Origin of the sequence: Pararobbsia alpina (assembly GCF_902859895.1) — a bacterium.
In the GTDB taxonomy this organism is placed as follows: Bacteria; Pseudomonadota; Gammaproteobacteria; order Burkholderiales; family Burkholderiaceae; genus Pararobbsia; species Pararobbsia alpina.
Genome location: NZ_CADIKM010000010.1, coordinates 138,034 through 161,735, shown reverse-complemented (window position 1 = coordinate 161,735; position 23,702 = coordinate 138,034). Strand labels below are relative to the sequence as shown.

Annotated in this window: 24 protein-coding genes; 9 read left to right on the top strand and 15 right to left on the bottom strand. The window is 64.5% G+C overall.

What is annotated here, in order from left to right; translation table 11 throughout:
• Positions 1-368 precede the first annotated feature (368 nt).
• The 6 genes from HV670_RS13425 (at position 369) to HV670_RS13400 (ending at position 5,817) form a co-directional block, all read left to right on the top strand.
• Positions 369-1,337, top strand: coding sequence for a sugar ABC transporter substrate-binding protein (locus tag HV670_RS13425; RefSeq protein ID WP_175105271.1), 969 nt, complete (start codon positions 369-371; stop codon positions 1,335-1,337).
• Positions 1,338-1,394: 57 nt separating this feature from the next.
• Positions 1,395-2,384 (top strand): ABC transporter permease, encoded by a 990-nt coding sequence (locus tag HV670_RS13420; RefSeq protein ID WP_175105270.1) that lies wholly within the window; start codon positions 1,395-1,397, stop codon positions 2,382-2,384.
• A gap of 10 nt (positions 2,385-2,394) precedes the next feature.
• Entirely contained in the window at positions 2,395-3,237 is an 843-nt protein-coding gene (locus tag HV670_RS13415) for an ATP-binding cassette domain-containing protein (protein WP_175105269.1), read from the top strand.
• 4 nt (positions 3,238-3,241) lie between these two features.
• Positions 3,242-4,483, top strand: a complete 1,242-nt coding sequence (locus HV670_RS13410; protein ID WP_175105268.1) for an ROK family transcriptional regulator — start codon at positions 3,242-3,244, stop codon at positions 4,481-4,483.
• A gap of 38 nt (positions 4,484-4,521) precedes the next feature.
• The gene (locus HV670_RS13405) at positions 4,522-5,433 is read left to right on the top strand and encodes a flagellar brake protein (RefSeq protein ID WP_175105267.1); all 912 of its coding nucleotides are present in this window, start codon (positions 4,522-4,524) and stop codon (positions 5,431-5,433) included.
• Positions 5,434-5,607: 174 nt separating this feature from the next.
• A complete protein-coding gene (locus HV670_RS13400) occupies positions 5,608-5,817 on the top strand; it encodes a hypothetical protein (RefSeq protein WP_175105266.1) in 210 nt (69 codons plus the stop codon).
• Between the two features lie 222 nt (positions 5,818-6,039).
• On the opposite strand, the gene HV670_RS13395 is transcribed toward HV670_RS13400, so the two are convergent.
• The 3 genes from HV670_RS13395 to HV670_RS13385 form a co-directional block, all read right to left on the bottom strand.
• Positions 6,040-6,801, bottom strand: coding sequence for a PIG-L deacetylase family protein (locus HV670_RS13395; RefSeq protein ID WP_175105265.1), 762 nt, complete (start codon positions 6,799-6,801; stop codon positions 6,040-6,042).
• Positions 6,789-8,015, bottom strand: a complete 1,227-nt coding sequence (locus HV670_RS13390) for an acyl-CoA dehydrogenase family protein (protein WP_246257351.1) — start codon at positions 8,013-8,015, stop codon at positions 6,789-6,791. The genes HV670_RS13395 and HV670_RS13390 overlap by 13 nt, the downstream gene beginning before the upstream one ends.
• A 388-nt stretch (positions 8,016-8,403) precedes the next feature.
• Positions 8,404-9,408, bottom strand: coding sequence for a bile acid:sodium symporter family protein (locus tag HV670_RS13385; protein ID WP_175105264.1), 1,005 nt, complete (start codon positions 9,406-9,408; stop codon positions 8,404-8,406).
• A 537-nt stretch (positions 9,409-9,945) separates the two neighbouring features.
• Between HV670_RS13385 and HV670_RS13380 the strand changes: the two genes are divergently transcribed.
• Entirely contained in the window at positions 9,946-10,251 is a 306-nt protein-coding gene (locus tag HV670_RS13380) for a hypothetical protein (protein ID WP_175105263.1), read from the top strand.
• A 272-nt stretch (positions 10,252-10,523) separates the two neighbouring features.
• Positions 10,524-11,087, top strand: coding sequence for a YggT family protein (locus tag HV670_RS13375; RefSeq protein ID WP_175105262.1), 564 nt, complete (start codon positions 10,524-10,526; stop codon positions 11,085-11,087).
• 87 nt (positions 11,088-11,174) lie between these two features.
• On the opposite strand, the gene HV670_RS13370 is transcribed toward HV670_RS13375, so the two are convergent.
• The 3 genes from HV670_RS13370 to HV670_RS13360 all read right to left on the bottom strand — a co-directional run bounded on the left by HV670_RS13370 (position 11,175) and on the right by HV670_RS13360 (position 13,760).
• Positions 11,175-12,137, bottom strand: a complete 963-nt coding sequence (locus tag HV670_RS13370) for an NAD(P)H-dependent flavin oxidoreductase (RefSeq protein WP_175105261.1) — start codon at positions 12,135-12,137, stop codon at positions 11,175-11,177.
• A gap of 153 nt (positions 12,138-12,290) precedes the next feature.
• Entirely contained in the window at positions 12,291-12,794 is a 504-nt protein-coding gene (locus tag HV670_RS13365) for a YbaK/EbsC family protein (protein WP_175105260.1), read from the bottom strand.
• Positions 12,795-12,851: 57 nt separating this feature from the next.
• Entirely contained in the window at positions 12,852-13,760 is a 909-nt protein-coding gene (locus HV670_RS13360) for a hydroxymethylglutaryl-CoA lyase (RefSeq protein WP_175105259.1), read from the bottom strand.
• A 144-nt stretch (positions 13,761-13,904) separates the two neighbouring features.
• Here HV670_RS13360 and HV670_RS13355 point away from each other — a divergent pair, with 144 nt between their 5' ends.
• The gene (locus tag HV670_RS13355) at positions 13,905-14,921 is read left to right on the top strand and encodes a sulfate ABC transporter substrate-binding protein (protein ID WP_425511421.1); all 1,017 of its coding nucleotides are present in this window, start codon (positions 13,905-13,907) and stop codon (positions 14,919-14,921) included.
• Positions 14,922-14,963: 42 nt separating this feature from the next.
• On the opposite strand, the gene bioB is transcribed toward HV670_RS13355, so the two are convergent.
• The 9 genes from bioB to HV670_RS13310 form a co-directional block, all read right to left on the bottom strand.
• On the bottom strand, positions 14,964-16,034 hold the full coding sequence (gene bioB, locus HV670_RS13350) for a biotin synthase BioB (RefSeq protein WP_175105258.1): 1,071 nt from the start codon (positions 16,032-16,034) through the stop codon (positions 14,964-14,966).
• The gene (bioD, locus tag HV670_RS13345; RefSeq protein WP_175105257.1) at positions 16,031-16,780 is read right to left on the bottom strand and encodes a dethiobiotin synthase; all 750 of its coding nucleotides are present in this window, start codon (positions 16,778-16,780) and stop codon (positions 16,031-16,033) included. The genes bioB and bioD overlap by 4 nt, the downstream gene beginning before the upstream one ends.
• 19 nt (positions 16,781-16,799) lie before the next feature.
• Positions 16,800-18,101, bottom strand: coding sequence for an 8-amino-7-oxononanoate synthase (locus HV670_RS13340; protein WP_175105256.1), 1,302 nt, complete (start codon positions 18,099-18,101; stop codon positions 16,800-16,802).
• A gap of 6 nt (positions 18,102-18,107) precedes the next feature.
• Positions 18,108-19,445, bottom strand: a complete 1,338-nt coding sequence (locus HV670_RS13335) for an adenosylmethionine--8-amino-7-oxononanoate transaminase (RefSeq protein ID WP_175105255.1) — start codon at positions 19,443-19,445, stop codon at positions 18,108-18,110.
• 18 nt (positions 19,446-19,463) lie between these two features.
• On the bottom strand, positions 19,464-20,285 hold the full coding sequence (locus tag HV670_RS13330) for an enoyl-CoA hydratase/isomerase family protein (protein ID WP_175105254.1): 822 nt from the start codon (positions 20,283-20,285) through the stop codon (positions 19,464-19,466).
• A 240-nt stretch (positions 20,286-20,525) separates the two neighbouring features.
• A complete protein-coding gene (locus HV670_RS13325; RefSeq protein ID WP_175105253.1) occupies positions 20,526-21,062 on the bottom strand; it encodes a YchJ family metal-binding protein in 537 nt (178 codons plus the stop codon).
• A gap of 69 nt (positions 21,063-21,131) precedes the next feature.
• Positions 21,132-22,331, bottom strand: coding sequence for an acetyl-CoA C-acetyltransferase (locus HV670_RS13320; protein ID WP_246257348.1), 1,200 nt, complete (start codon positions 22,329-22,331; stop codon positions 21,132-21,134).
• A gap of 120 nt (positions 22,332-22,451) precedes the next feature.
• Complete coding sequence (gene can / locus HV670_RS13315; RefSeq protein WP_175105251.1) at positions 22,452-23,189, bottom strand: carbonate dehydratase; 738 nt, start codon at positions 23,187-23,189, stop codon at positions 22,452-22,454.
• 18 nt (positions 23,190-23,207) lie between these two features.
• The gene (locus HV670_RS13310; protein WP_175105250.1) at positions 23,208-23,618 is read right to left on the bottom strand and encodes a MerR family transcriptional regulator; all 411 of its coding nucleotides are present in this window, start codon (positions 23,616-23,618) and stop codon (positions 23,208-23,210) included.
• Between the last annotated feature and the right edge of the window lie 84 nt (positions 23,619-23,702).

Sequence of the window (23,702 nt, the reverse complement as noted above, 5' to 3'; positions counted from 1 at the left end):
GTTGAAACATGGCCGCCGGGACATGGGCGCCGGACAGGAGCAACGGAAACGAGCGCCGGAATGGCCGCCGGAAGTCAGTACTGGATACCGGCGTTGCCCGGTTTTCGAGAGCACCGATGGAAAGAAGTGTAAGCCGCGCTACCCGTGGCAGCAATGCCATGTAGTCCAAGTTTCTTGCCAAAATAAATCGTCCGAATCGCCCAAACCGGTCGAACCGGCATCTGATCCGTCGTCGTTTACCCGTTTTCCGCGCGTTGTTTCTTGACTCTGTATTCGCCGGCTGCTTTATTAACTCACGGAGAATGATTTAGTGATCCGGGAGCATCTGTTCACCCTTGCGCTCCGACGACAAAAACCTGGAGGAAGACATGAAGAAAATGCAACGTGCCCTGTTCGCACTCGCCATGACTTGCAGCGCCGCCGCGCTTGCCGACCAGCCGGTCATCGGCCTGATCACGAAAACCGACACCAATCCGTTTTTCGTCAAGATGAAGCAGGGTGCGCAGCAGGCGGCCGATGCCGGAGGCGCGAAACTGTTGACGGCGGCGGGCCGCTATGACGGGGACAACGCGACGCAGGTGACCGCGATCGAAAACATGGTCGGCGCGGGCGCCAAGGCCATTCTGATCACGCCGGGCGACACCAAGGCGATCGTGCCGAGCATCAAGAAGGCCCGTGATGCGGGCGTCCTGGTGATCGCGCTCGATACGCCCACCGAACCGAAGGATGCGACCGATGCCTTGTTCGCGACTGACAATTACAAGGCGGGCGAGTTGATTGGCGCCTATGCGAAGAGCGCGATGGCGGGCAAGCCCGCCAAGATCGCGACACTCGACCTCGCGCCGGGGATCAGCGTCGGGGTGCTCCGCCATGACGGCTTTCTCAAGGGGTATGGAATCAAGGCGGGCGATCCGGCCATCGTCTGCAGCCAGGACACGCGCGGCGATCAGGCGAAGGGCCAGACCGCCATGGAAAACTGCTTGCAGAAGAACCCTGACATCAACGTCGTCTACACGATCAACGAGCCGGCCGCCGCCGGCGCGTATCGCGCACTGCAGGCCGCGGGCAAGGAGAAGGGCGTGCTGCTCGTGTCGATCGACGGCGGCTGCGAGGGCGTGCGCAACGTCAAGGCCGGGCAGATCGCCGCGACCTCCCAGCAGTATCCGCTGAAGATGGCGTCGCTCGGTGTGCAGGCCGGCCTCGAGTACGCGAAGACGGGCAAGAAGCCGAGTGGCTATACCGACACGGGCGTGACGCTGATCACCGACAAGCCGGAGAGCGGCGTGAGCAGCAAGGACACGACGTTCGGTCTCAACGAGTGCTGGGGAAGCAAGTAAGACCGGTCTATGGCAGGCCCATCGCGCGATGTTGCCTGCCGCTTCAAGGAGTCCAAGATGAACGCTTCGCCGGCTTCGCCTGTTGCAGGACAGAAGGGCAAGTTCACCGATCGTCTGCCGCCGCTGACCATGCTCGGCCCCTTGATCGCGCTGCTGCTCGCCTGCATCTTCTTCACGTTGCAGACACCGCGCTTCCTGTCGGTCCAGAATCTCTCGCTGATCCTCCAGCAGTCGATGGTGGTCGGCGTGATCGCGATCGGCCAGACGCTCATCGTACTGACCGCCGGCATCGACCTCTCGTGCGGGATGGTCATGGCGCTCGGTTCGGTCGTGATGAGCAAGGTCGCAGTCGCCAACGGGCTCAATCCGTATCTGGCGATCGTGCTCGGCGTGGGCGTCTGCACGCTGTTCGGCCTGATCAACGGGGTGCTTGTCACCCACGTCAGGCTGCCCGCCTTCATCGTCACCCTCGGCACGCTGAACATCGCTTTCGCGATCACACAGATCTATTCGAATGCCGAAAGCATCTCGAACCTGCCGACGCCGCTGACCTTCTTCGGCAATACCTTCGGGATCGGCGCGGGCACGGTCACCTACGGCACGGTGATGATGCTGATCCTCTACCTCCTCACCTGGTTCGTGCTGCGCGAGACGGCGCCGGGCCGGCACGTCTATGCACTCGGCAACAACGCGGAAGCCGTGCGGCTGATGGGGTTGCCGACTCAGCGCATCCTGATCACGGTCTATACGCTTGCGGGGCTCAGCTATGGCATTGCCGCGCTGCTCGCGGTCGCGCGCACCGGCGTCGGCGACCCGCAGGCGGGCCAGACCGAGAATCTCGACAGCATCACCGCGGTCGTGCTCGGCGGTACGAGTCTGTTCGGTGGCCGCGGCACGATGATGGGCACACTGCTCGGCGTGGTGATCGTCGGTGTGTTCCGCAACGGCCTGACGCTGATCGGTGTCTCCTCGGTCTATCAAGTTCTGGTTACCGGCATTCTCGTGATCCTCGCCGTCTCGGCGGACAAGATCTCGCGGCGCGCCTGAGGAAAGCATCATGTCCACATTCGAAGCAACGAACCCGGGCGCGCAGGGTCGTGCGCCGGGCCTTGCGCCGGATCCGACCCCGGGTTTGGCCCCGGAGCCGACGCCTGTCCTTGCCGCGCGCAACCTGGTCAAGCGCTACGGCCACGTGACCGCGCTGGACGGCGCCGACTTCGAGCTGCTGCCCGGCGAGATTCTCGCGGTCATCGGCGACAACGGCGCGGGCAAGTCCTCGCTGATCAAGGTGCTGTCGGGCGCCGTGCGTCCCGACGAGGGCGAGATGTTTCTCGATGGCAAGCAGGTCAATTTCCGCGGACCGCTCGATGCGCGCGCGCAGGGTATCGAGACCGTCTATCAGGATCTCGCGGTGGCGCCGGCGATGACGATTACCGAAAACCTGTTTCTCGGCCGCGAACTCTTCCGGCCCGGTTTCTTCGGCCAGGCCTTCCATCTGCTCGACAAGCGCCGCATGCTGGCCGAGGCGAACGCCCATATGGCGAGCCTGAAGATCGGCATCCGTTCGATGAAACAAGCCGTCGAGACCTTGTCGGGCGGCCAGCGGCAGGGCGTCGCGGTCGCGCGCTCGGCGGCGTTCGCACGGCATGTCGTGATCATGGACGAGCCGACCGCCGCACTCGGCGTCAAGGAGTCGAACATGGTGCTCGAGTTGATCGGGCGCGTGCGCGACAAGGGGCTGCCGGTCATTCTGATCAGTCACAATATGCCGCACGTATTCGAAATCGCCGACCGGATTCATATCCAGCGGCTTGGCCGCCGCGTCGCGCTCGTGAACCGGCGGGACATCGACATGAACCATGCGGTCGCCGTCATGACGGGGGCGGCTACCTTGCAATAAACCTATGGACAATCCGACCAGGCAGGATGCGGCGCACGTGGCCGAGGCGCCGGGTACGGCCACGCCGCTCGCGAGCACGGTCGGCTCGAACCATGTCGGCATGCGGCAGTTCAACGAACGCATCGTGCTGCAGGCGATCCGCCTGCACGGCGCATTGCCGAAGGCCGAACTCGCGAGGGTCACGCGCCTGTCGATGCAGACGGTCTCAGTCATCATCAACGCCCTGCTGAAGGACGGGCTCGTCGTCAAGCAGGAGCGCTTGCGAGGGCGCATCGGGCAGCCTTCGGTGCCGATCGCGCTGAACCCCGACGGCGCGTTCACGCTCGGCGTGAAGCTCGGCCGGCGCAGCCTCGACGTGCTGGCACTCGATTTTTCGGGCGAGGTCCGCTGTCGCGAGATCGTCGAATACGACTATCCCGACCCTGAGATCATTTTTCCGGCGATCGCGCGCAAGCTCGAACTCATAGAGAGCAGGCTCGGCCGGCATGCCGCGCGGATCGTCGGGATCGGCGTGGCCGCGCCGCTCTGGATCGGCGGTTGGCGCGACCTGCTGGGGGCGCCGGGCCAGGTGCTCGACGGCTGGCGCGGCCTCGACATCCGCGAGCGCGTGCAGTCGATGACGCGCCTGCCGATCGAATTCGCCAAGGACACGACGGCCGCCTGCGCGGCCGAGCTCGTCACCGGTCACGGCCAGCGCGTGCACAACTTCCTGTATGTTTTTATCGGGACTTTCATCGGCGGCGGCCTGGTGATCGACGGCCGCCTGCACCACGGCCCCAATGGGAACGCGGGAGCGATCGGCTCGGTGCCGCTTGATTCGGCGCATCAACTGCTGCATCGGGCTTCCGGGCTCGTACTCGAACAGGCCGTTCGCGGCGAGGGCATGCCGGCCTCTGCCGCCTATGACGAACGCGCGCTGTCCGATGCGTTGCGCACCGTGACCGGCCGGTGGATCAACGATGCCGCGCAGTCGCTCGCCGCCACCCTCGCGACCTCGGCTGCGTTGCTCGATCTCGATGCCATCGTGATCGATGGCTCGCTCGCCCCCGGGCTGATCGCCGAACTGATCGTCGCGACATCCCGCGCGCTCGATGCCGAGCGCTGGGAGGGCATCGTTCGGCCCATGCTGCTGCAGGGGCGCACCGGTGCCGATGCGCGTGCCATGGGCGGTGCGATCCTGCCGCTCTACGCGCATTTCGCGCCGAGCCATCAGCTATTCCTGAAGACCGCGCGCGCCTATACTTGACGCTTCACAGAAAAACACAACATCCGGGGCGAGTTTTCATGCCGTTGATCAAGCTGGCAAAAGCCGACATTCAGCTCGGCAAGCCTCTCGAGCATGCGATTTATACTGAGACGAAGCAGTTGCTGCTGCAGCGCGGGCAGATCATCAACAGCATCGAATTGCTTGCGAAAGTGCGCCAGATGGGCGCATTTCGAGAGGAGGAGGTGGAACGGCCGCAGGGCCTGCTGATGTCGAGCAAGCCTCCCGCATCGGCGCCACGCGCGGATATCGAGGCGGCCGAGGCCCGTGCCGGGCGCGACGATGTGCCGTTTCCGTCACTGCGAAAAGGCGTCGAGGCATTCCAGTTGTCCGCGCTGACCGACGACGAGGCGAGCAATGCGCCGTTCCGGGTCACGTATCTCGGGGTCATGAAAGACGTGAGCATCATGGTCACGCCTCTCACGGGCTTCCCGGTCGACGCGCTCTACGATGGGCAGGAACTCAGCGCGAAGATGTTCTCCGGGCGGCATATCTACGAGTTCCGCACTTTCGTGCAGCGCGTGTGTACCCAGCCCTTCGAATATCTGCATCTCCACTACCCAAGCCTCGTGCGCGAGATTCCGGTGCGCCAGCATGTGCGCGTCGAAGCCGACGTGCCGGCCAAGCTGCTCAGCAATGGGCTCCAGCCCCAGCTTTTCGATGTGAAGCTGTCCGACATCAGTCTGATCGGCGCGGGTGCGACCTCGAGCGCAGCCGTTTTCGAAGTCGGCGAGCGCGTGAAGATGTCATTCAAGTTGCGTTCGGGCGGATGGGACCGACCGGTGCTGCTGACGACGATCATCCGCAACAAGCGCGAAGACGACGGCCTGTGCCGCTACGGACTCGAATTCGTCTCGATGCCGCACGAGAGCCGTTCGACCATCCGCAATTATTTGTTCGAGACAGTCACCCAGACCGTCATTCCTGCCTAGTTTCAACCGTTCACTTTCCCGACACGGGCCGGCAAATATTGCCGGCCCGTTCTACTTTTCTTGGCCACTCTAAAGAAATTTCTGCCCGCTGCCGTTACGCACTAAACCGTCAGGCGAACGTATCCGGCTTCAAAGACGCGGGTGGGCCTGGGAAGGGAAAAGAGGGGGTGCAAAGTGACAGCCGAAATCGTGATTCGCGAAACCGACGACGGGGTGGTGATTCTCGAAGGTGAGCGCCGGCTCACTTCATTACTGGCCATCCATGATGAAGTCGTGGTCACCACGCCGGAAATGGGCGACGTGGTCGTCGCGCGCCTGCCCGACGGGCGGCTGCGGGCCTCGTGCGACCCCGAGCTCGTCAAGTTGTTTCGCCGCAGTCCATAAGACGGCAGATATGACGCCCGGCTGCCCGGCATCGGGCGGCTGTCCGAGGGATCGCTACTCGCATGGCCCTGCGCGCAGGTGCTGTTGCCGTCGTTGTCGACGGCAGGCAGATTCGTCGGTTAGCGGAGTCCATCGCAAAAGCCCTGCGATGTCCTGTTAGGGGCGAGGCCTTCTAGTTCCGCGACTGAACGCGGATCGCGAAGTGGGCGGGAGGGGCGGTGCTCAAACGAATACCACCTCGAAGTCGCGCAGCAGGCGATCCAGCACATGAGGCGAAAGAACGGCCTGCCTGCCGGTCGATGGGTCATCCTCGATCTGGCTCGTGAACGCTTGCACCGCGTCACGCTTGCGCGCATGTGTCCCTGCATCGAGCGAAAGACGTCGCGCCCGGCTCCACGGCACGCGCGCATCGCCCGGGCTCGCCCAGTGCCATGTCCAGACCGGGACTTCGATCAGGGTCGCGCCGGTCGCCAGGCAGGCTTGAGCGGTCGCGCGACCGGTTGCTTCATGATCGGGATGGCCGTCCAAGCGCCAGGTCGTGATCACGACGTCCGTGCTCCGGAACATGGCTTTGAGGCGCTCTGTGAGGTGGGACTCCGCATACCGGACCTGGCCATCGCCGATCTGCATGCGCGTCAGTTCCACATTGGACGCATGCAGGCGCTGGAGCGCTGCGCGTGTCTCGACCGGGCGTTCCGTGCGCAATCGTTCGACCGGCCACAACGACGAGCCTTGATGACTGGCATCTCCATCGGTGACCGCGACCAGCGCGAGCCGCCGCTGCATCTTGGCGAGCCGGGCCATCAGCCCGCCCATGCCGAGCACCTCGTCGTCGGGGTGCGGCGCGACAAACACCGCGCGTGAATCGAACGGCACGAGGGCCTCGGGCCCTATTTCGTGCAGCGCCGCGAGACCGTTCCAGTTCAGCCAGTCCGATTCAGGGGTGCCTTCACCGGCGAAGATGCGAGGTTTCAGAGCTTCCATCCGAGATTGTCCTGTTCTTGTTGTGCAAGGAGGTCGCCGAGCGCAGCGAGATCGTGCTCTGCGTGGCTTTGTCGCAAGAATACCGGTAGATCGGCAACACAGTGAGCAAAGGCTTCGTTGCGGCACATCGGACCAGCGCCCAGCGAGCGGCACGCGCGCTCGAGGACGGCGCTGGCCGCCTGCTCGACATGAAGACGTGCGCGCAGCACGGGCCGGATCGGATCGGCGCGCGGTGTGCGATCGATCCAGGCCGCCGTTTCGCGTAGAACCGCGGCGGCACCGTCGAGCGTCACGTCGACCGCGCCGAGATGTGCGGACCGATGACCGTCGCGCTTCTCGCGTGCGGCGCCGTGAAGCGTGCGCGCGAGCATCTGCGCAGCCCCGAACCAGCACGCGGCGATCCCCCCGCCGCCGTGCCAGAAGCCGGGCCGCGACAGATAGGCGCCCGGTCCGCCGATCAAATGCGCGGTGACGTGTTCGAAGTGGACGTCGGCACTCGCGGTCGCGGCCATCCCGACCGCGTGCCAGTTGCGTGTTGAAATCCGTACGCCGGGTTGATCCAGTGCGACGGCAACGAGCCGGGGCCGGTCCGCGCTGTCGCGGCACGTGACGAGTGCATGGGTTAGCGAAGCGGCGCCCGCGCACCACGTCTTGGTGCCGGACAGGACGACCTCGTCCGGGTCCGCGCCCTCACCTTCGCGGCGCTCGAGGCGCAGGCGCAAATCGGGTGCCTCGGCAGCCCACACGCCCCAGCGGCTGCCCGCTGGAGGCGTGGGCGCGTGCAATTCGGCCAGGATCGCCAGTGCATCGGTATGGCCTTCGAACAGCTTGACGAGACCGAGGTCATGCTCCGCCACGGTGGCGAGCAGGCGCCACCGGTCGAGCGTGCGGCCCTTGCCCGGCAGAGGCAGGCGGTCGAGCCCGCCGTCGACCAGGACGGCAAGCGCGCGGCCGACATCGGCAGGGTCATCGCGTTCGAAGGACAGATGCGCGAGAAACCGGCCGAGTTGGGTCACCGCGTCCGTCAGCACCGGATCGGAAGGGGCATCGGTGACGCGCTCGCGAGTGCTGCCCTGCGCGTCGTCTTGGCTGCGTGCGTCGCGTGAGGTCTGGGTGGGGGAAAGTCCCGTGAGTGGCGGGAAGGCGGTTTCCGAATCCCCGGGTGCGGGTCCGCGGTGGGGCGGAGATTGCTTGGAGCCAAGCATAGGGTTCACGAGAGGATCCTTTGAACGCGGGCCCGAAGCCTCGCTTTCGCCTGAATGTCCTACGTGGATGGCAAGTCGTGTGCCTGGCTACGGAATGCTTGCGGGAGAGGATGGCTGGGCCGGGGCTTCGAAAGGACCAGGGGCTGAGGGCTGGCGACCGACGGGAGAGCGCGTGTGCGGAGGCTGGGAGCGGCTGGGAACCGGGGCGCGCCCTTCAAGGGATGAAAGGTGGATGTAAAGATTTCACCGCAGTGCGTCAAGACTACATGCGGCCAACCTAGGGGGAGGCGTCTGAGGGCGCATCACGGCGTTGAAGAAAGGCCTGTTGCAGCGCACTGTCAAAGGCCTGGTACCCGGATCAATCACCTGTGCATGTACGCTACAGGAGCCTGCCACGCTAGGCGCGCGGCGACGGCGCGAGTTTCGCGTTGCCGGCGTCGGCCCGCGCGCCCCAACGCTGTGCGAGCACCGCGCAGGTCATCAGCTGGATCTGATGGAACAGCATCAGGGGCAGCACGACCGCGCCCACCGCATTGCTCGCGAAGATCACCTTCGCCATCGGAATTCCCGAAGCGAGACTCTTCTTCGAGCCGCAAAAAATAATCGTGATCTGGTCGGCCTTGTTGAAGCCGAACTGCTTTGCGGCCACGCTGGTGATGACCAGCGCGATGGTGAGCAACACGCCACACACGACAGCCAACAGCAACAGCGAGGTGAGCGTCATATGGTGCCAGAGCCCCTCCACCACGGCCTCACTGAACGCGACGTACACGACCAGCAGAATCGAACCCTGGTCGACGAAGCGCAGCACGCTCTTGTTGCGCTCGATCCAGCTGCCGATCCAGCGCCGTGCCAGATGGCCCGCGACAAACGGGACCAGCAGTTGAAGCACGATATTGCCCATCGACTCGAGCACCGAGGTGTGCGCGCTGCCCTGTGTTTCCACGATCAGGCTCGCGATGAGCGGCGTGAGGAAAATGCCGATCAGGCTCGAAGCGGATGCGCTGCAGACGGCAGCCGACACATTGCCGCGCGCGATCGACGTAAAGGCGATCGACGACTGGACGGTCGACGGCAATACACAGAGGAACAGCACGCCCGCATAGAGCGCGGGGGTGATCAGCGGGGCGAAGATCGGCTGGAGCGCGAGGCCGATCAGCGGGAACATGATGAAGGTCGAGCAAAACACCAGCAGGTGCAGCCGCCAATGTGTCGCACCCGCGACGATCGCTTCGCTCGAGAGCTTGGCCCCATGCAGGAAGAACAGCAGCGCGATGGCGATGGTGGTCAGGCCGTTGAAGGCGACCGCGACGCCGCCGCGACAAGGCAGCAAACTCGCGATCACGACGGTGGTGATCAGCGATAGCGTGAAATTGTCCGGCAGGAATCGAGGGCGCGACATGAGAAGGGAAAATAAGGAACAAGTGCGTGGATTGTCCATCTCCGAAATTAAACAGGCAAATTCATTTCGCGCTTCAATTGATGCGCTGAGAGAATGTGCGACTGTTCATCTTCGCTTTTCAAGGCGCGCCTTGTTATTCAATCACGGGATTTCCAGGATGGTTGCGCCAGGACAGTGAACGGTTCTTGCGGTCCGGACGCTTCAATGAAATTCCATTCCGAGGCAAGGTTCGAATGTGTTCCAAAGCGTCGTGCAGACGATCAAGCATGGGCCCGCCGCGCCTCCCGGCGTCGCCCGCCGGCCGCCGCGTGATCTCTGTTAAGTCCCTATTCGAACAGGACTTTTATACGGTAACAGGAAGTTACATCCACGCTTTCTACCTAACATTTTTACACTCGACAGCGCTTCGGCAGGTACCTAAATTGGCGTCATCGGCAACGCCTGTCGATGCATGATGAACGCATCACGTGACAGGTCGGCCGAGGACTCCAGCGATGGTTTTGCCGTTGCACCTCTATGAGTGACGCAGTCGATATCATGCCTTCGTGGTTGGGATTCAAAACGGGATTCAAAGCGCTCCTGCTGATCGTTGCCTGTCTATCGGCATGCCTCGGCACGAATGCGCTGGCCGGCACCTTACGCTCGGGGGTGGGTGGTTTCACGCCGGTAAGCGAGGATCTTCACGGCAATGCCCGTGCGCCGGTTGAGAACGCGCCGCGTAGCAATTCGATCCGGACCGATGTCAACCGCTACAACGCCGAACGTTCGACGCGCGCTCCCGCGAATCAGAGCGAACCCAGCCGGCAAGTTCAGGACCTCCGTAACGGATACCGTTCCAATTGATCGTCCGAACCCGCGGTCCGAACCTCCGCTAACGCGACAGATCCCCCGCTAACCCTTCAGATCAAAGTCTTGCCGCGAGTTGCGTGTCGCGGTTTTTTTTCGTCCGTATTTTCTCGAGATGCGGTGTGTCCTTGCGTCCGCGGGTCCGGTTCGGCCCCACGAAACTCCACGCAGTCGCCCACCGGATCGTCGCGGGCTCAGTGCCGCACAAAGCGTGCCTCATGCGACAATTCGCCGGAGCATAAGTCAAGTGAGTCCACAGAGGAGTTTCAATGTTCGGCGACGTAGCCAGTTTTTTGCTCGACACACTATTTTCCCTATTCGGAGCGGTGCTCCTGCTGCGTGCCTGGATGCTGGCCGTGCGCCTGCCACCGTTCAATCCCGTCTCGCATGGGGTCTACCAGCTCAGCAATTGGCTGGTGTTGCCGTTACGCAAGATCATTCCGAATGTGCGCAATGTCGACTGGACAAGTATTGTCGCGGCCTATCTGATCGCCGTGCTGTATCTCGTTCTGGTCGTGAGCGCCGCGGGTGGTTCGCCGCTGGGGCTGTTCCCGCAAGGGCTGCTCATTGCTTTGCTGACGGTTTGCAAATGGGGGCTTTCGCTCCTGCTGTGGACGACCCTGCTGCTTGCCGTGCTCTCGTGGGTCAACCCGCGCTCGCCCGCCATGCAGGTTGCGATGCAGCTTACCGCGCCCTTCCTGAATCCGATTCGCCGCGCGATTCCATTGATCGGCGGTATGGATATGTCGCCGCTCGTGCTGTTCCTGATCATCCAGGTCCTGCTGATCGTACTCGCGAAGCTCACCTTTTCAGCGACGATGTTCAGCCTGTAGCGCCGGCCGGTCCAACCCAAGAGCCCAACCCAAGGGCCCAACTCACAAAGGCTCAACCCAAGGGCTCAACCAAAGGGGGCGGCCGCCTTAGATTGCGCCGATTCGGTTGCGGGCGGTTTCGTATTCGGCGCTGAGCCGGCTGACGAGTTCGCCGACCGTCGGCACGTCGTCCATCAGGCCGACACCCTGTCCGGCACCCCAGATATCACGCCAGGCCTTGGCTTTCGCACCGCCGTCGCCGAAATCCATGCGCGTCTTGTCGGACTCGGGAAGGTTGTCCGGATCGAGTCCCGAGTTCACGATGCTTTGCTTGATGTAGTTGCCGTGCACGCCCGTGAACAGGTTCGTGTAGACGATGTCGGATGCCTTCGCATCGACGATCGCCTTCTTGTAGTGTTCCGCCGCATGGGCTTCCTGAGTCGCGATAAATCGCGTGCCGACATAAGCGAGATCGGCACCCATCGCCTGCGCCGCGAGAATGGCACTCCCCGTCGCGATCGATCCCGACAATACGAGCGGGCCGTCGAACAGGCGCCGCGTTTCACCGACCAGCGCGAAGGGCGAAAGCATGCCAGCATGGCCGCCCGCACCCGCCGCGACGAGGATCAGCCCGTCGACTCCTGCCTCGAGCGCCTTTTGCGCATGCCGAAGATTGATCACGTCGTGGAGCACGATTCCGCCGTAGGCATGCACCGCATCGATCATTTCACGCGGTGGCGCCCGCAGGCTCGTGATGAAGATCGGCACACGGTGCTCGATGCAGACCCGGATGTCGTGTTCGAGCCGCGCATTCGACGTATGAACGATCTGATTGACTGCCACCGGCCCGACCTTGGCCTGAGGATGGGCGCGCTTGAACGTTGCGAGTTCTTCCTCGATCTGCGTGAGCCAATCGCCGAGCGCCTCGGCCGGCCGCGCATTGAGCGTAGGAAACGATCCGACGATGCCGGCCTTGCATTGAGCCAGTACGAGTTCGGGATAACTCACGATAAACATCGGCGAGCCGACAACGGGTAGCGCAAGGTTCTGCAGTACGGCGGGAAGGGCCATCACGAATCTCCTGTGGACGCCCGCGCGGGGCGTTCATCTGTACCGAGGGATCGCGGTCATCAGCGAACGATCGTTCTATTGTAGGGGCGAGGCCCATCCCTGCCCACTGGCATGTGTGGAGCGAGTCCTCGGATTCGATGGCGTCCCCGGAGGTCAGGCATCCGCACGCAAGGCGACATCGACCACGGGCGCGCCGGTCATGGCGACCAGTTCTTGCGCAGAGAGATTGAATACGGCATGCGGATGCCCGGCCGCGGCCCACAGGCTGTCGAGGGCGAGCAGATCTTCGTCGATCAGCATGACAGGCTTTGTCGCATGGCCGATCGGACAGACGCCGCCGATCGCGTAGCCGGTCTGCTCGCGCACGAAGCGCGCATCGGCCTTGCCGAGCGGGCCTACGCGAGCGGCTACCTTCGCTTCATCGACACGATTCGCGCCGCTGGCGATCACGAGCACCGGCGCATCGTCGCTCACGCGCCGGAAAATGATCGATTTGGCGATCTGCGCAATCGCGCAGCCAAGCCCCGCAGCCGCCTCGGCGGAGGTCCTGCCGGTCGCGGGCAGCATCACGATGGGCTTTGCATAGCCGTGGGCTTCAAGCAGGAGTGCGACGCGTTTCGCGGCATCCGGCAGCGCTTCGAAGGAGGTTTCGTTCATGTTCAAGAGTCTGATGTTACGGGTCGCAGGCTTGCAGGTTGCGAGTGACGAGGCTTCTCAGGCCGCGGCCTTGGCGAGCAGCGCCTTGCCGGCGCGCGAGCCATTGGGCCGGTCGAGCGCGGTCGAGATGAAATCGCCGGCCGCGACGACGGCCGCGAGGTCGACTCCAGTCTCGATCCCCAGTCCGTCGAGCAGGTACAGCACGTCTTCGGTCGCGACATTGCCGGTCGCGCCTTTCGCGTAGGGACAGCCGCCGAGTCCGGCGACGGATGCATGAAAAATCGTGATGCCGGTTTCGAGTGCCGCGAGGATATTCGCGAGCGCCTGCCCGTAGGTATCGTGGAAATGACCCGATAGTCGCGAACCGTCGATCACGCGTGTAACCGCATCGAATACCGTGCCGACCTGGGCGGCGGTGCCCACCCCGATCGTATCGGCGATATCGATTTCGTCGCAGCCGAGTTCGTCGAACATCTGCGCGACGCTGACCACCGATGCGACCGGCACATCGCCCTGGTAGGGGCAGCCGAATGCGCAACTCAACGCGCCACGCACGCGCAGTCCCGCGTCCTTCGCGGCACGCGCAACGGGGCGGAAGCGTTCCATGCTCTCGGCAATGCTGCAGTTGATATTCTTCCGGGAGAACGCCTCGCTCGCGGCGCCGAAGATCACGACTTCATCGACACGCGCGGCGAGCGCGGCCTCGAGACCTTTCATATTGGGCGTCAACGCCGAATAGATCGTACCGCGTCGCCGATGAATTGCCTGCATGACGTCGCTGCCGTCGGCCATCTGGGGCACCCACTTCGGCGATACGAACGAAGCCGCCTCGACGTTCGGGAAGCCCGCGGCCGACAAGCGGTTGATCAGCTCGACCTTGACCGCGGTCGAGACAAACTGCTTTTCGTTTTGCAGGCCGTCGCGCGGACCGACTTCGACCAGCTTGACCTTTCGCGGCAACTTCATCTGTCTCTCTCCAGTTCGATGGCGCCGACACGCCTGTGTCCGACGCACATTCACCTGATTGTAAAGCCGAGTCGCACGGGCGAGATCGGGAGGCGCTGCCTGCTCCGCTACAATCGGCTTTCTTAAAAGAATAGGGGTGAAAGCATGATGGCGAAACGGGCGAGCCGGTGGCGCGCGCTGGTATTGGCGGGTCTGGGCATGGCGGCGGGTGTCGCGCATGCGGATACTTCGCTGCTCAACGTCTCCTACGACGTCACGCGCGAACTGTACAAGGACATCGACAGCGCATTTGTCACGTCCTACAAGAAAACGGCCGGCGAGACCGTCGAGCTCAAGCAGTCGCACGGCGCGTCGAGCGCACAGGCGATGGCGGTCACCCAGGGCCTGCAGGCCGACGTCGTGACGATGAACCAGTCGAACGACATCGACCTGCTTCACGAACGCGGCGACTACGTGCCGGCCGACTGGCGCGCGAAGTTTCCGAACAACAGCAGCCCTTATACGACGACCATGATCTTCCTGGTCCGCAAGGGCAACCCGAAGCACATCAAGGACTGGGACGATCTCGTGAAGCCCGGCGTGCAGGTCGTGATCCCGAATCCGAAGACCTCGGGCAACGGTCGCTATAGCTATCTGGCCGCCTGGGGCTATGTCACTTCGCATGGCGGCGACGAGGCGAAGGCGCGCGATTTCGAGACGAAACTGTTCCACAACGTGCCCGTGCTCGACTCTGGCGGCCGAGGCGCGACGACGACCTTCATGCAGCGCGATATCGGCGATGTGCTGGTGACCTTCGAGAATGAGGCGATTCTGATCGGCAATGACCTCGGCAAGGGCCAGTTCGAAGCGGTCTATCCGTCGACGAGCCTGCTGGCCGAACCGCCGGTGGCGATCGTCGACAAGGTGGTCGACAAGCGCGGCACACGCAAGGTCGCGACGGCGTATCTCGACTTCCTGTTCTCGCCCGCGGGGCAGGAGATCATCGCCGAACACAATCTGCGTCCGCGCGATCCGGCTGTCTTCGCCAAACACGCGGACCAGTTCAAGCCCCTGAAGACGTTCAGGGTCGAGGATGTCTTCGGCGGCTGGGCGAAAGCTCAGCAAACGCATTTCGCCGACGGTGGCAGCTACGACCAGATCATCGTCGCAGCGAAGAAGTAAGGCGTGAAGAGGCGCGGGGGAACTCTCCGCGCCGGCTAGGCCTCACGCCTGCCCGATCTCCGTGCGCATGCCGAGGCGTGCGAGGAGTGCCTTGTCGGCTTCAGCCTGCGGGTTGCCCGTCGTCAGCAGTTTTTCCCCGTAGAAAATCGAGTTCGCCCCCGCGGCGAAACAGAGCGCCTGCAGCGCCTCGTCCATCTGTTCGCGTCCGGCCGACAGCCGCACCATCGCGCCCGGCATCGTGATGCGCGCGACGGCGATGGTCCGCACGAATTCGAAGGGATCGATTGGCGCAGTGCCCGCGAGCGGCGTGCCTTCGACCTGTACGAGATTGTTGATCGGTACCGACTCCGGATACGGATCGAGATTCGCAAGCTGCGCGATCAGGCCCGCGCGCTCGCGACGCGATTCCCCCATGCCGACGATCCCCCCGCAGCAGACATTGATGCCCGCATCACGCACGTGGTCGAGCGTATCGAGCCGGTCCTGGTAGGTCCGCGTGCTGATGATCTGGCCGTAGAACTCGGGCGACGTGTCGAGATTGTGGTTGTAGTAGTCGAGCCCCGCATTCTTCAGCGATTGCGCCTGTTCGGATCTCAGCATGCCCAGCGTCACGCAGGTCTCGAGGCCGAGCGATTTCACTCCCCGGACCATGTCGGCGACTTGTTCGAGATGATGGTCCTTCGGGCTGCGCCAGGCGGCCCCCATGCAGAAGCGCGTCGCACCGTGAGCCTTGGCATCGCGGGCGGCCTGCAGCACGTCGTCGAGCGGCATCAGCTTGTCCGCGTCGACACCGGTGTCGTAGTGGGCCGACTGCGGGCAATAGGCGCAGTCTTCCGGACATCCGCCCGTCTTGATCGAGAGCAGCGTCGAAAGCTGCACGAGGTTCGGATCGAAGTGTTCGCGGTGGACTTGCTGCGCCTTGAACAGCAGGTCGTTGAATGGCAGTTCATACAGCGCGACAACCGAGGCAACGGTCCAGCGTGCGGGATGGGCAGCCGATTCAGCGATGCCGGTATGCGTACCGGAGCCGGCATGGGTGTCGCCGCCTGAGGTGCCCGCGGCGTGGTGGGTTGTCTGGGCGGCGGGCGGCGTAACGGGGGAATCGTAGGTCATCGTGATTTTCCTTCGCGATCCGCCAGCGCAATGAGCGGTGCGACATCGAGGCTGGCGGCGGCGATGCGCGGATCGGCGGGTTTGAGAAACGGGACGATGCCCAGCATGGGCACCGAATAGGGGAGGCTGGCGACACCGCCGCGGCCCGGCGTCGCGAAACGGTTGCGCAGCGTGGCGATGTTTTCGTCGGCGAACTCGAGATCCGGATCGATCCGGTTCGCGACCCAGCCGGCGAGCGTGCAGCCGCGTGAGACGATCGCCTCCGCGCTCAGCAGGGCATGGTTCAGGCACCCGAGACGTATGCCGACGACGAGGACCACGGGCAGGCCGAGGGCAACGGCCAGGTCAGCCGTGTCGACGCGATCGTCGAGCGGCACCCGGAAACCGCCAACCCCCTCGACGAGCACGAACCCGGCGAGCTTCTGCGCATCGTTGTGACAGGCGACGATTCGCGCGATATCGATCGACGTGCTCTCGCTTGCGGCGACCAGATGCGGCGCCGCCGGTGTCGGGAACAGATAGGGCGTCATGATCTCAGGCGGCAGCGAGACGGAGGCCGCTTCGCAGAGCGCGTCGATGTCGTCGTTATGCCAGGCATCGTCGCGCCATTGGGCACCGGCCGCGATCGGCTTCATTGCGGCGGCCCGGATACCGAAGCTGCGCAGCGCATGCAGGATCGCCGTCGAGACGAAGGTCTTGCCGACCTCGGTATCGGTGCCGGTGACGAACAGGCCACGATGTGTCATGGTCGGTGCTCCTCGTTCATCAGGCTGCACGGACAGTCGGGCCGGCCGAACGCAGGCCGCGCTCGAGCCGGTCGAGATCGTCGTCGGAGTGGCCGGCCGACAGCGAGATGCGCAATCGCGACGTGCCGGCGGGCACGGTCGGTGGCCGGATCGCCGGCACCCAGAGGCCCTGCTCGTCGAGTGCCGCGGCAAGCGCAAGGGTCGCTTCGTTGGTGCCGATGATGAGCGGCTGCACCGCCGTATGCGAGTCGACGGGCTGCCATCGCGTACCCGCGAGAATCGTGCGTGTGCGTGCGATCAGATGGCTCAAGTGCGCGCGCCGCCGGTCGCCCTCCGCACCGGCGATCAACTTGAGACTCACGCTGACGGCATGGGCGACGGCGGGCGGCGCGGCCGTCGTGAAAATATAGGTCCGCGCGCGCTGGATCAGCCATTCGATGACGGTTGGATGCGCCACCACAAAGGCTCCCGCAACGCCCGCCGCCTTGCCGAGCGTACCGACATAGATGAGGTGCTCCGAGCGCAGGCCGGCCGCGGCGAGCGCGCCACGCCCCTGTTCGCCGAGCACGCCGAAGCCGTGCGCATCGTCTACGACGAGCCAGGCCTCGTGCCGCTGCGCGACCTCGAGCAGCGCGGCGAGCGGCGCGATATCGCCGTCCATGCTGAATACGCTGTCGGTCGAGATCAGTTTGACCGAGGCGCGCGCGCTGCTGCCGCGCGTGCCTGCGTTCATCGTGAATGAGGTGCGACCGTCGGCGGTTCGCACCGGCGCGGCGTTGCCGATATGAGCCGGCGCCGGCGTATCGGCGACATCGTCGGCCCCGATCAGCGCGTCGAGCGCCGCCGCGTCCCCATGCGGATAGATCCGCACCTCGGCGCGCGAGAGCCGCGCACCGTCGATCAGCGAAGCGTGGTTGAGCCGGTCGGAATAGATCCTCGCGCCCGCCGCGCTCAGTGCGGACATCACGGCGAGGTTCGCCATATAGCCGGTCGAGAAATACAGCGCACGCGCGCCATCGACAAACCCGCCGCAGAATGCCGCGAGCTGCTGCTCGAGTTGGGCGTGCGCATCGGAGTGGCCGCCGAGCAGATGCGAGCCGCCGCTGCCCGCGCCGAATTTCGCGGCGCCCTCGGCGATCGCGCCGGCCAGCGCCGGATGCGAGGCGAGCCCCAGGTAGTCGTTGCTCGCGAAACCGACGATCTCGCGGCCGTCGACGCGCATATGCGCGGCGCAGCCGGTCTCAATGGTCTTGCGCCGACGCGTCAATCCCTGCGCGGCGAGGTCCGCGAGGCCCTGATTCAGATCATCCAGCAATCGCATAGTCGACTACAGGTCCAGTGCCATCACATGTTCGAAGATCGCGCGCGTACGCCATGCGAGCAGATCGATTTCCTCATTGCTGAGCACATACGGCGGCATCAGATAGACCGTCGTGCCGATCGGGCGCAGCAGCATCTCATGGCGCAGCGCGGTCTCGAAGAACCGCCGCGAGAAGGTCTTCGCCGATTCCGGCCGGGTGAGCGCATCGAATGCGAAGATCGTCCCACACTGGCGCAGCGCGCGCACGGCCGGATGCTTCGCGAGTGGCTCGAGTGCGGCAGCCAGGCGCGCGGCCTTGGCACGGTTCGCGTTCAGCACGTCATCGCGTGCGAACAGGTCGAGCGTCGCGAGCGCCGCGCGGCAGGCAAGTGGATTGCCCGTGTACGAGTGCGAATGCAGGAATGCCCGCGCGCTGTCGTCGTCGTAGAACGCGTCGAATATCGTGTCACGGGATAGCACCACCGACAAGGGCAGGTAGCCGGCCGTGATGCCCTTGGACAGGCACAGCAGATCGGGCCAGACGCCGGCCTGTTCACAGGCGAAGAAGGTGCCGGTACGGCCGCAGCCGACCGCGATCTCATCGGCGATCAGATGGATCTCATGCGCATCGCAAAGACGCCGTACTGCCGCGATGTATTCCGGCGGATGCATGACCATACCGCCTGCACACTGGACGAGCGGTTCGAGGATAAGCGCCGCGATGTGCGTGCCGCGCGTTTCGAACAATCCGGCGAGCGCGGCGAGACTCGTCTCGGTCGCCGCCGCGCCCAGGCGTGTGTCGGGTGCGGGCACGGTGTGCGCGCGCTGGAGCAGGGGATCGTACGCATCGCGAAAGATCGCGACATCGGTCACGCCAAGCGCCCCGATCGTCTCGCCGTGGTAACTGCCTGCGAGGCAGACGAACTCGCGCTTGTTCGACCGACCGCTATTGCGCCAGAAGTGAAAACTCATCTTGAGCGCGATCTCGACGGCCGACGCACCATCCGAACCATAGAACGCGTGGCCGAGCACGCCGCCGGTGAGCGCCGACAGACGCTCGGCGAGTTCGATCGCGGGTTCATGGGTGCAGCCCGCGAGCATGGCATGTTCGAGCGTGTCGAGCTGGGCCTTGAGCGCCGCGTTGATGTGCGGATTCGCATGGCCGAACAGATTGACCCACCATGAACTGATCGCGTCGAGATAACGCTTGCCGTTCATGTCGTAGAGCCAAGGCCCCGCGCCGCGCGCGATCGGGATCAGCGGGAGCGTTTCGTGGTGCTTCATCTGCGTGCACGGATGCCAGACCGCGCGCTTGCTGCGTGCGACCCAGTCGCTGTCCGGGGTGGGGTTCAATCGCTGGTTCAAGTTATGAGGTCCTTTCGACTATTCGCCGGCTGTCCACGGCGGTGAGTATTTGCCGAGAAAACTCGCGATGCCGGCCTTGCCTTCGTCGGAGCCGCGCACGCGCGCGATTCGCTCGGCGGTATCGAAGAGCAGGTCGGTGTCGATCGCGCGGCCGCCAATCTCGCGCACCAGTTGCTTGCATTCGACCACGGCCTGCGGTCCGTTCGCGGCGATCGCACGCGCGATCGTGTCGACGACCGCGTCGAGCGTTTCGGCGGGGCAAAGCTGATGCACGAGGCCGAGTCGCAACGCTTCAGCCGCATCGAAACGTTCCGCGCTCACGAAGTAGCGGCGCGCGGCGCGTTCGCCGATCGCACGGATCACATAGGGCGCGATCGTCGCCGGCAGCAGGCCCAGCCGGGCTTCGGAGAGACAGAACTGCGCGCCTTCGGCCGCGATCGCGATATCCGCCGCGGCGACCAGACCCATGCCGCCCGCATACGCGTCGCCCTGCACGCGTGCGATGACCGGCTTCGAGCAGCTGTAGATCGTGTTGAGCATCGTCGCGAGGCCCATCGCGTCGGCGCGGTTCTGTGCGTCGGAGAAGCCCGCCATTCTCTGCATATAGCCGAGGTCGGCACCTGCGCAGAATGCCGGGCCTTGGGCCGCCAGGACGACGACGCGGACCTGTGGGTCCTCGGACAAGGCTCGGAACGCACCCGTCAGTTCAACAATCGCGATGTCGTCGAATGCATTGCGCAGCGCCGGCCGGTTGAGCGTGACGGTGGCGATGACCGCATTGCGCGCCACTGCATGGCGCTCGAGCTTGATGCGCTGGAGCAGGGGAGAAGACGCGTTCATCGAAAGGCGTTCCAAGAAGGTCGGAAAGTCATGGAGCCGGCCGCGGCTGGAACGCCGATTATCAGCTAAAGATTGCGCTTCTGCGAGAGCGTCGTCATTTCGCGTTCTGGCCCGGAAATTATGGCTTGAGGGCCGGTTGCCTGACGTTCAGGGGTTTAACGCGCAATTGTCGATAGTCTCGGTCAACGCGCATGCTCCTTCAGGGGGCGGGGCGTGCGGGCGCTCACGGTGGCGGCACGCTCATCGGTCGGAGATCTGGCCGTCGACGTATCTCCAGCGTCCGTCCTCGCCACGAACGAAGCGGCTGAGCTCCTGCAGACGGTGAGCGCGGCCGCCAACCTTGTAGCGCGCGACGAACTCGACGAGCGCATGTCGGTCGTCGAGTGGCTCGTGGCGGCGCACATCCAGTCCCAGCCATTGCGGGCCGGGCTCGCTGCCGAGATCCGCGGGGCATGTCGCGGGATCCCAGGTTTCCCGCAGGTAGTCGAAGCGTTCGAGCACGTAGGCGGTGTAGCGCGAACGCATCAGCTGTTCGGCGTTCACGGGAATCTCGCCTGACTCGATCAGGCGTGCGCAGCAGTTGCCGTAGAGGATCCTGCCCTGGGTCTTGCCCGGGGCCTGACTTCTGGCTGCCGGGCTCGCGGGAAGGCGGACTGTGCCGGGTGACGGCACGGCGTGTTGTTCGCCGGGTGCGGGCGCGGCAGTGACCACGTAGCCGCCGCAGGGACAGGGTAACGCGGCGGGGTGGGGTGCAGTCTTGGTGTGTCTTGCGTTCATGCGTTCTTTGCGGGTGCCGACTCGTGCCCGCGCTCACGGTTTCGTCGTGAGCCCGGACGTTGTCGCGCTTCAGTTCATGATTTCGAGCGCCAGCGCGGTCGCCTCGCCGCCGCCGATACAGAGGCTCGCGACGCCGCGCTGGCCGCCTTGATGGCGCAGTGCGCCGAGCAGGGTCACGATGATGCGTGCGCCCGAGGCGCCGATCGGGTGACCCAGCGCGCATGCGCCGCCATGCACGTTGACCTTCTCGTGCGGCAAGCCGTGCTCGCGCATCGCCGCCATCGTCACGACCGCGAAGGCTTCGTTGATCTCATAGAGATCGACTTCGTCCGCGCGCCAGCCGGTCTTCTCGAAGAGTCTCGCGAGCGCACCGACCGGCGCGGTCGTGAATTGGTCGGGGGCCTGCGCAAAAGTGCTGTGGCCGACGATGCGCGCAAGCGGCAAAAGGCCGAGCCGCGCTGCCGTCGATTCGCGCGTCATCACGAGCGCGGCCGCGCCGTCCGAGATCGAGGACGAATTGGCCGCCGTCACGGTGCCGTCCTTGCGGAATGCCGGTTTCAGCGTCGGGATCTTGTCGGCGCGCGCCTTGTACGGCTGTTCGTCCTTGCTGACGCGGACCTCGCCGCTGCGCGACAATACTGTGACGGGGGCGATTTCCCAGTTGAACGAACCGCTGTCGTTCGCGAATTTCGCGCGTTCGAGTGATGTGATGGCAAAGGCATCCTGCGCCTCGCGCGTGAAGCCGAATTCGTCCGCGCAGGCCTCGGCGAAGGTTCCCATCAAGCGTCCGTTGCCGTCGGATCCCCTGTGGTAGGCGTCTTCGAGGCCGTCGAGAAACATGTGGTCGAGTACCTGGCCATGACCCATGCGCATGCCCGCGCGTGCCTTCGGCAGCAGATACGGAGCATTGCTCATGCTCTCCATGCCGCCCGCGACGATGACGCCGGCCGAACCCGCGGCGAGCATATCGTGCGCAAACATCGCCGCGCGCATGCCCGAGCCGCACATCTTGTTGATCGTCGTGCAGCCCGTGCCGAGCGGCAGTCCGGCACCGAGCGCGGCCTGCCGCGCGGGCGCCTGCCCCTGGCCGGCCGGCAGCACGCAACCCATCAGCACTTCGTCGACCGCCGCCGGCGAGAGTTCCACGCGCTCGACGGCCGCCGCGATCGCAACCGCGCCGAGTTCAGCCGCGCTCAGTGAGGAGAACTCGCCTTGAAAGGCGCCGAGCGGTGTGCGTGCCGCGGCGACGATAACGACTGAATCGGTCATGCTTGCCTCCATCATGTCTGTTTTCGCCAAGTGCAGCGACCACGGCGCCGACTCGAGATACCGCGACATTCGCGTCGCAAGCGCTGTTCTCGGGCGGGGCCCTCAGGAATTCACACAGGTCTATCCAAGCGCCGGTTCCTCGGGACGGCGATCGGCGGGTACGTAGTTGAGCGGTGTGCCGCCGCGCGCGAGCGAGGCAATGCACGCGCTGTAGATCGGTGCGAGCGCCTCGGGCGAGTCGACCGTCATGCCGAGGTCGCGCAGGCGACCGTCATGCACCCCATAGGCCCAACCGTGGATCGTCAGCGACTGGTCGCGTGCCCAGGCGTCTTTGACGATCGTCGTGTGGCAGACGTGGGCCGCCTGCTCGATCGTGTTGAGTTCGACCAGGCGCCGGTGGCGCGCTTCGCCGAGCGGCCATTCGGCGAGCAGCGCGGCATGCTTGTCATGCACGTCGTGCACGTGCCGGAGCCAGTTGTCGGCGAGGCCGACACGCTTGCCGAACACCGCCGCGGCGACCCCCGAACAGCCATAGTGGCCGACCACCATGATGTGCTTGATCTTGAGTATTTCGACCGCGAACTGGATCACGGACAGGCAGTTGAGATCCGAATTGACGACAACATTGGCGATATTGCGATGGACGAACACTTCGCCCGGCGGCAGGCCGATGATCTCGTTCGCGGGCACGCGCGAGTCCGAGCAGCCGATCCACAGATAGTCGGGCGACTGCTGGTCCTTGAGGCGGCTGAAGAAATCGGGATCTTCGCCGAGCTTGTGGGCGACCCATTGCTCGTTGTTGGCGAACAACTCCTGGAGGCTGAGTTGATGTGCGTCATGCGGATCTTGGACAGTCATGGGTTGGTCTTTTCAAAGTCAGGCGGCATTCGCCGCATCGTCAGGCGAGGCACCGTCGAGAAGCGCCCTGCATTGCGCCTCGTATTGTGCGAGGTCTTCGAGGGTCGCAGTGAGGTCTTCGAGCTGCCGTTCGAGCACGGCGCGGTGTTCGGCGATCGTCGCGAGGAACGCCTCGAGTTGCGGCACGGTATCGGTCGGCGATTCGTAGAGATCGAGCAGCCCGCGGATTTCGGTCAACGTGAAGCCGAGCCGCTTGCCGCGCAGCGTGAGCCTGAGGCGCGTTCGGTCATGCCCCGAGTAGACGCGCCGCTGGCCGCCGGCACCTTCCCGGCTCGGCGCGAGCAGCCCCTGGTCTTCGTAGAAGCGGATCGCGCGCGGGGTGATGTCGAATTCGTGTGCGAGTTCAGTAATCGTGTAATGGGCGCTCATGAGCGGAGCTTGGGTATAGCACGACAGGTAAGGACACAGATAGTCGGGAGCGCAAAAAGCTCACACCGGACGCGCGCACCAGGC

Excerpts from the sequence above, each read along its gene's own strand:
- HV670_RS13370 (WP_175105261.1), bottom strand. The coding sequence starts at position 12,137 with ATGGCCCTTCCCGCCGTACTGCAGAACCTTGCGCTACCCGTTGTCGGC.
- HV670_RS13330 (WP_175105254.1), bottom strand. The coding sequence starts at position 20,285 with ATGAACGCGTCTTCTCCCCTGCTCCAGCGCATCAAGCTCGAGCGCCAT.
- HV670_RS13360 (WP_175105259.1), bottom strand. The coding sequence starts at position 13,760 with ATGAAGTTGCCGCGAAAGGTCAAGCTGGTCGAAGTCGGTCCGCGCGAC.
- HV670_RS13405 (WP_175105267.1), top strand. The coding sequence starts at position 4,522 with ATGCCGTTGATCAAGCTGGCAAAAGCCGACATTCAGCTCGGCAAGCCT.
- bioB (WP_175105258.1), bottom strand. The coding sequence starts at position 16,034 with ATGACCTACGATTCCCCCGTTACGCCGCCCGCCGCCCAGACAACCCAC.
- HV670_RS13425 (WP_175105271.1), top strand. The coding sequence starts at position 369 with ATGAAGAAAATGCAACGTGCCCTGTTCGCACTCGCCATGACTTGCAGC.
- HV670_RS13340 (WP_175105256.1), bottom strand. The coding sequence starts at position 18,101 with ATGCGATTGCTGGATGATCTGAATCAGGGCCTCGCGGACCTCGCCGCG.
- HV670_RS13380 (WP_175105263.1), top strand. The coding sequence starts at position 9,946 with ATGCCTTCGTGGTTGGGATTCAAAACGGGATTCAAAGCGCTCCTGCTG.
- HV670_RS13320 (WP_246257348.1), bottom strand. The coding sequence starts at position 22,331 with ATGACCGATTCAGTCGTTATCGTCGCCGCGGCACGCACACCGCTCGGC.
- bioD (WP_175105257.1), bottom strand. The coding sequence starts at position 16,780 with ATGACACATCGTGGCCTGTTCGTCACCGGCACCGATACCGAGGTCGGC.
- HV670_RS13310 (WP_175105250.1), bottom strand. The coding sequence starts at position 23,618 with ATGAGCGCCCATTACACGATTACTGAACTCGCACACGAATTCGACATC.
- HV670_RS13385 (WP_175105264.1), bottom strand. The coding sequence starts at position 9,408 with ATGTCGCGCCCTCGATTCCTGCCGGACAATTTCACGCTATCGCTGATC.
- HV670_RS13355 (WP_425511421.1), top strand. The coding sequence starts at position 13,905 with ATGATGGCGAAACGGGCGAGCCGGTGGCGCGCGCTGGTATTGGCGGGT.
- HV670_RS13395 (WP_175105265.1), bottom strand. The coding sequence starts at position 6,801 with ATGGAAGCTCTGAAACCTCGCATCTTCGCCGGTGAAGGCACCCCTGAA.
- HV670_RS13365 (WP_175105260.1), bottom strand. The coding sequence starts at position 12,794 with ATGAACGAAACCTCCTTCGAAGCGCTGCCGGATGCCGCGAAACGCGTC.
- can (WP_175105251.1), bottom strand. The coding sequence starts at position 23,189 with ATGACTGTCCAAGATCCGCATGACGCACATCAACTCAGCCTCCAGGAG.
- HV670_RS13420 (WP_175105270.1), top strand. The coding sequence starts at position 1,395 with ATGAACGCTTCGCCGGCTTCGCCTGTTGCAGGACAGAAGGGCAAGTTC.
- HV670_RS13325 (WP_175105253.1), bottom strand. The coding sequence starts at position 21,062 with ATGAACGCAAGACACACCAAGACTGCACCCCACCCCGCCGCGTTACCC.
- HV670_RS13410 (WP_175105268.1), top strand. The coding sequence starts at position 3,242 with ATGGACAATCCGACCAGGCAGGATGCGGCGCACGTGGCCGAGGCGCCG.
- HV670_RS13375 (WP_175105262.1), top strand. The coding sequence starts at position 10,524 with ATGTTCGGCGACGTAGCCAGTTTTTTGCTCGACACACTATTTTCCCTA.
- HV670_RS13415 (WP_175105269.1), top strand. The coding sequence starts at position 2,395 with ATGTCCACATTCGAAGCAACGAACCCGGGCGCGCAGGGTCGTGCGCCG.